Source organism: Microcoleus sp. N9_A2, from assembly GCF_036701775.1.
GTDB lineage: Bacteria > Cyanobacteriota > Cyanobacteriia > Cyanobacteriales > Microcoleaceae > Microcoleus.
The window spans coordinates 1-3,996 of record NZ_JAUBRH010000125.1 but is presented as its reverse complement, the minus strand read 5'-3'; the positions used below and the strand labels follow the sequence as shown (position 1 = coordinate 3,996).

The 3,996-nt window shown below is 47.1% G+C and carries 4 protein-coding genes; all 4 read left to right on the top strand.

Translation table 11 applies throughout. From position 1 onward, the window contains the following. Window positions 1-106: 106 nt before the first annotated feature. The 4 genes from QUA44_RS30125 (at window position 107) to QUA44_RS30110 (ending at window position 3,745) form a co-directional block, all read left to right on the top strand. A complete protein-coding gene (locus QUA44_RS30125) occupies window positions 107-253 on the top strand; it encodes a hypothetical protein (RefSeq protein WP_333257501.1) in 147 nt (48 codons plus the stop codon). Window positions 254-432: 179 nt separating this feature from the next. Beyond that, on the top strand, window positions 433-831 hold the full coding sequence (locus QUA44_RS30120) for an anti-sigma regulatory factor (RefSeq protein WP_333257502.1): 399 nt from the start codon (window positions 433-435) through the stop codon (window positions 829-831). Window positions 832-1,166: 335 nt separating this feature from the next. Continuing rightward, complete coding sequence (locus tag QUA44_RS30115; protein WP_333257505.1) at window positions 1,167-2,186, top strand: ATP-binding SpoIIE family protein phosphatase; 1,020 nt, start codon at window positions 1,167-1,169, stop codon at window positions 2,184-2,186. Beyond that, complete coding sequence (locus QUA44_RS30110; RefSeq protein WP_333257508.1) at window positions 2,183-3,745, top strand: ATP-binding protein; 1,563 nt, start codon at window positions 2,183-2,185, stop codon at window positions 3,743-3,745. Before QUA44_RS30115 ends, QUA44_RS30110 begins: the two co-directional genes overlap by 4 nt. The last annotated feature ends 251 nt before the right edge of the window (window positions 3,746-3,996 follow it).

Here is a 3,996-nt window from a genome sequence, read left to right as displayed (position 1 = left end):
CAGTTGACAGTTGACAGTTGACAGTTGACAGTTGACAGTTGACAGTTGACAGTTGACAGTTGACCTGGGATAGCGACATCTACCTGGAAGGAAGAGGATTGGAGTAATGAATAGTCTTCTTTTAATTTCTTCCTACAAGGGTTCCGGCTTTAAACCAATTCTTTCTGGTAAGCAGTCGATTAATTGTGCCGTGACTGAGGCACAGGAAGTAAAGAAACCTAGTTTGTTTGTAGATACCTTGTTGACAAACTGAAGATTTCTTAGGACAGGGCTTACGCACTCAAGAGGGTTAAATCAAGGGTTTGAGATTGCTTCACTATGTTCTCTATTGAGAGAAAATCGTAGTAAGTGCGTAAGTTTTATTAGGAGAAACTAAGTTGACGAGCGTAAGTCCTATATTTTGGGGAGAAGTTCTATTTTGGTACAGTAGCCATGTCAAAACGTGAGACACTAGAAATCCGATCGTCATCCGATATAGTCCACGTCCGACAGCAAGTGCGAGCTTGGGCTATAGCAATGGGATTCGGTTTATTAGACCAAACGAAAATCGTTACCGCAGCTAGTGAACTCGCCCGCAATACTGTAGAGTACGGCAAAGGGGGAACTGTAACTCTCGAAACGCTCCTATTAGGCACCCGCAAAGGGCTGAGGCTGATATTTGAAGACAAGGGCCCGGGAATTCCCGACATTGAATTGGCAATGACTGACGGTTATACTTCTAATCACGGTTTGGGTTTGGGGCTGAGTGGTTCCAAGCGGTTGATGCACGAATTTGAGATTGTTTCCAAAGTGGGTAAGGGGACTAAAATTGCGATCGTTCGCTGGCGGTGAGGAAGATGGGGAGAGGGGGAGATGGGGAGATTGGGAGAGGGGGAGATTGGGAGATTGGGAGAGGGGGGAAATATTCACGCTTGACTGCTTTCTTGTAACTAATATACCTCTTGCCAAAGTCGCCAACTATCTTAAAATTATCTGCGTTGCATTTGCGTTGCATCTGCAGTTTCGCAATCAATCAAAGATTTATGCAATCAGACCAATGACTAATGCCCAATGCCCAATGCCCAATGCCCAATGCCCAATGCCCAATGCCCAATGCCCAATGCCCAATGCCCAATGCCCAATGACTTTTTAAATGCGTGCCAGCTTAAGATTAGAACTATAAAGTAATGATAGATGCCGTAGCCCTGCCCGTAACAGAAGAAAGTCAAGTCGGAGAAGCGCGCCGAATCGCAGTCGCCCTCGCGACCGAAGTCGGATTTAACGAGACCGATCGCGGTAAAGTGGCAATTGTTGCCACCGAAGCAGCAAAAAACCTGGTCAAACACGGCCGCGAAGGAGAACTTTTGCTGCGAACATTAAAAACAGCGGCAGGATATAGCATTGAAATAGTAGCGCTAGACCGGGGCCAAGGAATGGCAAATGTCGCGCTGTGTATGCGAGACGGTTTTTCTACAGCGGGAAGCCCTGGAACTGGATTGGGGGCAATTAAACGCCTCTCTACTTTTTTTGATATTCATTCTGTACCAAAACTGGGGACAGCCTTATTAGCGCGGCTGGAACCTACCCAAAATAGCCGGGAAGCCTTTCAAAACAGCAATTACTTGGAATTTGGGGTCATCCACTTGCCGAAAGTAGGAGAGCAAATTTGCGGGGATTCGTGGGCGGCAGAAAATCACCTTGACAAAAACCTGATCTTAGTTGCAGACGGGCTCGGCTACGGGGATTTGGCCCAGGAAGCGTCTGGCGAAGCAGTGCGGGTATTTGAGGAAAACGCCAAACTCGGGCCGAAAGCAATTTTAGAGAAGGCGCACGCTGCTTTAAAAAATACCAGAGGAGCGGCTGCGGCGATCGCCCAAATAGATCCTACCCAACAAACAGTTTGTTTTGCCGGAATTGGCAACATCACCGGTGTAGTGGTGACAGATAACCAAAGCCGCAGCATGGTTTCCTACAACGGCACAGTTGGACATATGATGCGAAAAGTAGCAGAATTTGTCTATCCTTGGTCGCAGCAGTCCCTACTCATCATGCACTCCGACGGTTTGGCGGCGCAGTGGAATTTAAACCGCTATCCGGGTTTAGCCTCCAGACATCCTGCTTTAATCGCAGCCGTGCTCTACCGGGACTTCAAACGCACTCGCGATGACATGACAGTTATAGTAGCCAAGATGAGAGAAGCAGCGTGAGTTACCCAATCCTGACGACGGAAGTCCGCTTTGAACAAGACATCGTACAAGTTCGCCAAAGAGCTCGCCAAATTGCTAAAGGGCTGGGATTCGATTCCCAAGTACAAACCCGCATCGCCACAGCAGTTTCCGAAATTGCCCGCAATGCTTTCAAATATGCAGGCGGTGGCAAAGTAGAATTCATTGTGGAAGGGGAATCGCCCCAATTTTTTCGGACTCGGATTTCTGACACGGGGCCGGGAATTGCTGATTTACCGGCTGTGTTAAGCCCCAATTTTCGATCGCAAACTGGTGCGGGACTTGGTTTAGCAGCAGCGAAACGGTTGATGGACGAAGTGAAAATCGACTCTGCGCCCGATCGCGGAACGGCTGTACAATTAATTAAACAGTTTTCCAAAAATATGCCTGCGCTGAGTGCGATCGAACTAAATCAATTAGTTGACAAACTAGCGCGCCAAATTCCCGAAGATCCCTATGCCGAAATTCAGCAGCAAAATCAAGAATTACTACGCACTTTAGACGAACTCCGCCAGCGTCAAGAAGAACTCGTACAATTAAATCAACAACTAGAAGATACCAATCGCGGAGTCGTGGCACTTTACGCCGAATTGAATGATAAGGCCGAATCTCTCCGGCGCGCCAGCGAACTCAAAACCAGCTTTCTCTCCAATATGAGCCATGAGTTTCGCACTCCACTAACGGCAATTATGAGCCTTTCTGAAATATTGTTAAATCGCCTCGACGGAGAACTTTCAGCCGAACAGGACAAGCAAGTAAATTACATTTACAAATCCGCCGAGTCTCTCGCAGAACTTGTCAACGACTCGTTAGATTTAGCCAAAGTGGAAGCCGGAAAACTAACTGTTCGCTTGGCTGATTTTGAAGTCGAAGATTTGTTCAGCGCGCTGCGAGGAATGATGCGCCCCCTGCTTCCCCCAAACTCGGCCGTTTCTATAATTTTTGAAGATCCTCTCGAACTTCCAATCCTCACAACCGACGAGGGGAAAATTTCTCAGATTTTGCGAAATCTGATTTCTAATGCCCTCAAATTTACCGAAGCAGGCGAAGTCCGAGTTGCGGCAGAAATAGGAGACGGGGGAACAGTTATTTTTTCAGTTGCAGATACGGGCATTGGCATTTCTCCAGCCGACCAAACGCGGATTTTTGAAGAATTTGTCCAACTCGAAAATCCCTTGCAGAAGCGCGTCAAAGGCACCGGATTGGGATTGTCTCTGTGCAAAAAATTAGCGGAATTTCTGGGGGGAAGTATTGAAATCAAAAGTTCGCCCGGAGTGGGTTCGACTTTTTTGGTCAAGTTGCCGATCGTGTATGCTGGAGATCCAGAAAACTCTTTGGAAATGTCTGCTGCTAAGAAAGAGGCAATATCGCTGGCGATCGCAAATTCTCGTAGCTTGCGGGGCTCCGGGCCATCACCAGCGCCGGATTATTCAGCAGCAAAAGTTTTGATTGTGGACGATGAAAATAGTTTTTCGGTGTTTGCTGAAAAAGTTGCTGGCAGAAATTCATTGTACTGCGATCTAGGCCGCCAACGGTACTGAAGGTTTGTGATCGGCTAGTCTTTGGACTTATTGCATAAATCTTTGATAGAGCCGGTCAACCGCAGATGTAAGGTAGATCAACGCAGATCAACGCAGATAATTTCAAGATAGATAAGATGGCGGTTGAAACCGCGTCTACAAAAACGAAGTTTATTTAATTTGCAACAGCATTTAACCGTATCGGCTCAATAAGTAGGGGAAGGAGTTATTCTAATTGCCAAGACAAACCCAAGGGATGAAGAGAAGATTTT

Coding starts and splice junctions, on each gene's coding strand:
- QUA44_RS30125 (WP_333257501.1), top strand. CDS start 107: ATGAATAGTCTTCTTTTAATTTCTTCCTACAAGGGTTCCGGCTTTAAA.
- QUA44_RS30120 (WP_333257502.1), top strand. CDS start 433: ATGTCAAAACGTGAGACACTAGAAATCCGATCGTCATCCGATATAGTC.
- QUA44_RS30115 (WP_333257505.1), top strand. CDS start 1,167: ATGATAGATGCCGTAGCCCTGCCCGTAACAGAAGAAAGTCAAGTCGGA.